General features: G+C 42.5%; 4 protein-coding genes and 1 pseudogene. All 5 read left to right on the top strand.

The features are described 5' to 3' along the window. Positions 1 to 174 (top strand): annotated as a pseudogene (locus tag ACEW8S_RS06475) (SDR family NAD-dependent epimerase/dehydratase); the annotation flags it as partial. A 358-nt stretch (positions 175 to 532) separates the two neighbouring features. Next, positions 533 to 1618 carry a DegT/DnrJ/EryC1/StrS family aminotransferase gene (locus ACEW8S_RS06470; protein WP_373517356.1) on the top strand — a complete coding sequence of 362 codons (1086 nt, stop codon included), beginning with the start codon at positions 533 to 535 and terminating at the stop codon, positions 1616 to 1618. A 1-nt stretch (position 1619) separates the two neighbouring features. Continuing rightward, entirely contained in the window at positions 1620 to 3551 is a 1932-nt protein-coding gene (locus ACEW8S_RS06465) for a polysaccharide biosynthesis protein (RefSeq protein WP_373517354.1), read from the top strand. 91 nt (positions 3552 to 3642) lie between these two features. Then, the gene (locus tag ACEW8S_RS06460) at positions 3643 to 4410 is read left to right on the top strand and encodes a polysaccharide biosynthesis/export family protein (protein WP_373517355.1); all 768 of its coding nucleotides are present in this window, start codon (positions 3643 to 3645) and stop codon (positions 4408 to 4410) included. Positions 4411 to 4441: 31 nt separating this feature from the next. After that, positions 4442 to 5547, top strand: a 1106-nt coding sequence (locus ACEW8S_RS06455) for a Wzz/FepE/Etk N-terminal domain-containing protein (protein WP_373517353.1), incomplete at its 3' end; no start/stop codon positions are given.

Below are 5547 nucleotides of genomic sequence, written 5' to 3'. Positions count from 1 at the left end.
GACCCGATGCAACGCCAGCCCGATATCTCAAAGGCCAAGGAGCTTTTGGGTTGGGAACCCAAGGTATCCCGTGCCGACGGAATGAAAATGACCTACGAGTATTTCAAATCCCTTCCCGAAGAGGAACTGTATAAAAAGGACCATAAGGATTTTAAATCCTATAACAGAAAATAATCGGGCATTTCAGCAGGGTACTACCCCAATCCATTGGGGTTGAGTGATCAAAACTAAATTTTTATGATTTTTTTAGGATGATTATCTTACCTTGCCTAGGTAAATGGCCTACCGAAGAAAATCTAATAGTACGAATTGAACGTATTTAAGGGCGAGTACAAAAAGGCATTAATTACGTCTAACCGATTTTTTGGGGCGTTCGACCATTTTTATACCATTGCGTGACAATTAGCGGTATTTTTATCGCCCCAAATAGTGAGAACCATAAAAGGTTCGCCATGACATACAAATGAACGTTCAAAACCAATATGCTTTGAAAACTGCGGTACACGATAAAATCTGGTTATCTTCCCCCCATATGGGCGGTTCGGAAGAAATTTATGTTCAAGAGGCCTTCGATACCAACTGGGTCGCTCCCTTGGGCCCGAACGTCGACAATTTTGAAAAATCCATTGCAGGGTATGTGGGCGAGGGCGTTCACGTGGCCGCTTTGAGCTCGGGAACCGCCGCTATTCATTTGGCACTTCAACTGGTGGGCGTATCCCACGGTGATGAGGTCATTTGTCAGAGCTTTACCTTTTCAGCATCGGCGAACCCCAGTATGTACCTAGGGGCAACCCCTGTTTTTGTGGATAGTGAAAAGGATACCTGGAACCTCTCTCCCGATTTGTTGGAAAAAGCGATTTTAGACCGAATGGCCAACGGAAAGAAACCGAAAGCCATAGTGGCGGTGCATTTATATGGGATGCCCTATAAAATCGATCAAATCTCAAAAATCGCCGAAAACTACGGAATTCCTATCGTTGAGGACAGTGCCGAGGCCTTGGGAAGTGCTTTCGAAAATCGTAAGTGCGGAAGTTTTGGCGACATCGGTATCTTATCCTTTAACGGTAATAAAATCATCACGACTTCGGGGGGTGGCGCCTTACTGACCAAAAACGAAAACCTAAAAAAGAAAACGGTGTTTCTGGCGACACAGGCCAGGGACGATGCCCCACATTACCAACATTCATCGGTCGGGTATAACTATAGGATGAGCAATATACTCGCCGGTATCGGCCGCGGTCAAATGGAAGTACTTGACGATCGGGTAGCTGCCCGCAGAAAGAACTTTGATTTTTACAGGAAACATTTAGGCCATCTCCCCGAGATTGAATTTTTGGATGAACCGGAAGGTTTCTTTTGCAACCGCTGGTTGACCTGCGTGCTTACGCCTTCTTTCAAATATCGGGAAAAACTACGCTTGGCCCTTTTAGAAGAAAATATTGAATCAAGGCCCTTATGGAAACCGATGCATTTGCAACCAATCTTTACAGCGTATCCTAACTATAGCGATGGAACTTCCGAAAATCTTTTCGAACGTGGTCTTTGTTTGCCAAGCGGTTCGAACCTATCAGATGATGATCTAAGGAAAATCGTTGAACTTATCCTAAAAAACCAATAAAATGATCAAAGAGTATTTAGTTGGCAATGCCCATAGGTACGCGTCTAAGTGGCTCGTACTTGTGATAGATGTGTGTGTGATTTCCGTTTCATTCGTGTTTTCATACCTCATACGTTTTAGCCTTACCTTGAATTTTGATACCAATAAGTTGTTTATTCAACTGCCTATAGTTGCCTTGATCGCATCGGCAGCTTTTTTGTTTACGGGTTCTCATAAGGGCATAGTCCGCCATACCGGTGTCAGGGACGTATACAATATTTTCAATGCCATTTGCCTGTCGAGCATTTTGTTGATAAGCATCGTGCTATTAAATCGGGAGTTGGGTATTCTCAACGATTTTACCGTGCCTTTGGGTATCATCATTACGCACAGTCTATTATCCTTCATTGTATTGACCGCTTCGCGGTATGTGTTCAAATCCTTATACAATAATCTGATGAGCCAGGGTTTTAAGACCAACAAGAACGTGTTGATCTACGGGGCCGGCGAATCGGGCATCCTGACCCAAAATGCCTTGGCCAATCACAGTAAAAGTAAGGTTAGGGTACTGGGTTACGTCGATGAAGACGATAAAAAGATGGGTAAAAGTATCAATGGGGTAAAAGTATTCCCCAGAGCCATACTGAATCGCGACTTTTTGGTCAAGAACAATATTTCGGAAGTCATTTTTTCCATGCAGAACATTGACCCAAAACGCTTAAAGGATTTGGTCGAGGGCTTGGTCGATTATCCCGTACAGGTCAAAATTGTACCCCCGGTCGAGCAGTGGATCAACGGGGAATTAAAGGTGTCGCAGATCAAACAGATCCAGATCGAAGACCTTTTGGATAGGGCGCCTATCAGCATTCGAAATTCCAAAATCTCGCAAGAGGTGAAGAACAAGGTTGTTCTGGTTACCGGGGGTGCGGGATCTATCGGTAGTGAGATCGTACGGCAGATATGTACCTATGATTATAAATCGCTAATCGTTATCGATCAATCCGAGTCTGCTTTATATGATCTGCAACAGGAACTGAAACAGAACGGGTACCATAACTTTTTGCCCATTGTCGGCGATGTGCGGGATAAGAACCGCTTGAACAATATCTTTCAGGAACATCGACCGAACATCATATTCCACGCCGCGGCCTACAAGCACGTGCCATTAATGGAATACAACTCGTATGAGGCCATTAAGATAAATATCGCGGGCACCAAGGTTGTTGCCGATCTCGCCATCAGTCATAACACGGACAAGTTTATTTTTATCTCTACCGACAAAGCGGTCAACCCGACCAATGTTATGGGAGCCACCAAACGGATTGCCGAAATGTATGTGAGTTGTATGCAACAACTGGGTAAGACCAAGTTTATTACCACCCGTTTCGGTAATGTTTTGGGATCCAACGGTTCCGTAATTCCCTTGTTCAAAAAGCAGATCGATAAAGGGGGCCCGTTAACGGTTACCCATGAAGCGGTTACCCGTTTTTTTATGACAATTCCCGAAGCCTCACAGTTGGTCTTGGAAGCCGGAGCCATGGGTGACGGAGGGGAAATATTTATTTTTGATATGGGCGAATCCGTGAAAATTTTTGATTTGGCCAAAAATATGATCAAACTTTCCGGATTGCGTTATCCCGAAGATATCAAAATCAAAATCACCGGATTGCGTCCCGGTGAGAAATTATACGAAGAATTGCTGGCCAACGGTGAAAACACGTTGCCAACCTACCATAAGAAAATTATGATTGGAAAGACCCGAGCATTGGATTATACCTTGGTTCGGTCTAAAATAGACGAACTATGTGTTTCTAATATGTTCTTTAATGGCAGCACTGTAAGTCTTATGAAAGAAATCGTGCCCGAATATATTTCCAATAACTCCGAACTTTGTTCGCTTGACAAAAAGAAGGAAAAAGAACCAAGCAACCTTTCTTTAAAGAAAGTACTGTAGGGCACACTAAATTAATGGAGTAATTTTTTAGTAATATTGCACTAAATTTTAAAATATGAACACTAGTAAGAATCTCAATTTCAGCCGTTTTATGCGGTCCACGGGTCGGGCGTTACCTTTAATCGCACTGAGCGTCATAATAATGACCTCCTGCGCCTCTAGAAAAGATGTGGTCTATTTTCAAAATACCGGCGATTTTGAGACTTTGGTCGATAAGAATAGCATTACCCCAAAATTCAAGGTCGATGACGTTTTAAGTATTTATGTCTCTACGTTAGACAATGAAGCCAGTGCGCCCTTTAATTTGTTTCGCGGTGGATCTGAAGGTGGATTACGTCCGGAACAAGTCGATTATCTTATCGATAAAGATGGGGAAATCGATTTTCCCGTCATCGGAAAGATAAAGGTAGCCGGCCTTTCTTCGGAAGAATTGCGGGTGTTGCTTCGCGATCAACTTTCAGATTACTTGAAAGATCCAATTATCAACATCCGCTTGCGAAATTTTACCATTACGGTATTGGGTGAAGTGAACCGACCAGGAACCTACCCTGTTGAAGGGGAACGTATCACTATAATGGAAGCGCTGGGATTGGCCAATGATCTGACCATAAAAGGGAAAAGGGAAAACATTATGGTCATCCGTGATTTTGACGGCACCAAAGTGTACCATCGTATCAACCTGAAACGAAAAGAGGCGATGAGTTCCCCCGTATATTATTTGACCCAGAACGATGTAGTATACGTAGAACCGAACAAATCCGCAATTACCTCCTCGACACTTGACAATCGGGCTACAATAGCCATATCGATTGCGTCCATCATTATTACTTCTACCGTTATTCTGATCACCAGAAGATAATGAATGGAATTTCTTAAACCCAAACGAAACAATGAGTACCAATTCTCAAAATACAACCGAAAATAATTCGGTCGAGTTAAAGGAAATTATTGCCAAGTATACCACACATTGGAAGTGGTTTATGTTGTCTGTTATTGTTGCAGCTATATGCGCTTTTATATATATTAGGTACGCTATCCCTCAATATGAGGTGCAGACTCAAATTTTAATTTTAGAGGATAAAACATCAGGTTCTGAACTTGATGTTTTTCAAGACCTGAATTTTCTTGGAGGTGGAGAAAATAAGGTTGCAGATGAGATTCAAATTGTCAATTCGCGATCTAATTTCGTTGAAGTTGTCAAAGAATTGAACCTGAATACTCAACTAATGGTCCAGGGCAATATTATCGAGACCGAGATTTACGAGAATCCTCCCGTTAATCTTAATTTTATTGCGGCCGATTCGATTTTGAACAAGGCTCAATTTGAATTTTTTATAACCATTTCGTCTTCCACTACTTTTGGGTATACCGAGGAAGAGGACAAACCAGTGAAAATTTATGCTTTTGGAAAAAACATTGATACGCCAATCGGTGATATAGTCATCACGCCAAATGTCGAGGTTTTTGAAAATTATAAGGATAGAAAATTACGGGTTACGGTAAGGCCAATAACTGATGTAGCCCAAATTTATAGGAACAAGCTAATAGTTTCCAATCCGGGAGAGTTCTCTAATATTATCAATTTAAGTCTAGCAGATCCCATAGAGGTTAAAGCTAAAAATATTCTTAACTCTTTAATCCGTATCTATAACCGAAATGCGGTCGAGGACAAACAGGAAGTTGCCGATCGTACCTCCAATTTTATCAATGAAAGGATTGCGGATATTTCGACGGATCTTTCCAGTGTAGATCAATCGGCCCAAGATTTTAAGACCGAGGCCGGTGTATCCGATATCGCCGCCGAGGCCAACGTAAACCTGAACGTAGGCGTGGCCAACCAACAGGAACTGGCCAATGCGAGAAATGAGTTGAATATCGCATCATCTATGCAACAGTTAGTAGATGATCAAGATTCCTTTGAGCCCCTGCCCGGTAATATGTTGCCAGATGGTGCCGCCGCGAGTGCCACTGATAAATATAATACGTTGGTTCTGGA

It is taken from the genome of Pricia sp. (assembly GCF_041745955.1).
Lineage (GTDB): Bacteria > Bacteroidota > Bacteroidia > Flavobacteriales > Flavobacteriaceae > Pricia.
This window is presented reverse-complemented; position numbering and strand designations above follow the sequence as displayed.

What these genes read in the sequence shown, in the direction of transcription:
- ACEW8S_RS06470 (WP_373517356.1), top strand. Translation starts at nt 533, where the DNA reads ATGGGCGGTTCGGAAGAAATTTATGTTCAAGAGGCCTTCGATACCAAC.
- ACEW8S_RS06465 (WP_373517354.1), top strand. Translation starts at nt 1,620, where the DNA reads ATGATCAAAGAGTATTTAGTTGGCAATGCCCATAGGTACGCGTCTAAG.
- ACEW8S_RS06460 (WP_373517355.1), top strand. Translation starts at nt 3,643, where the DNA reads ATGCGGTCCACGGGTCGGGCGTTACCTTTAATCGCACTGAGCGTCATA.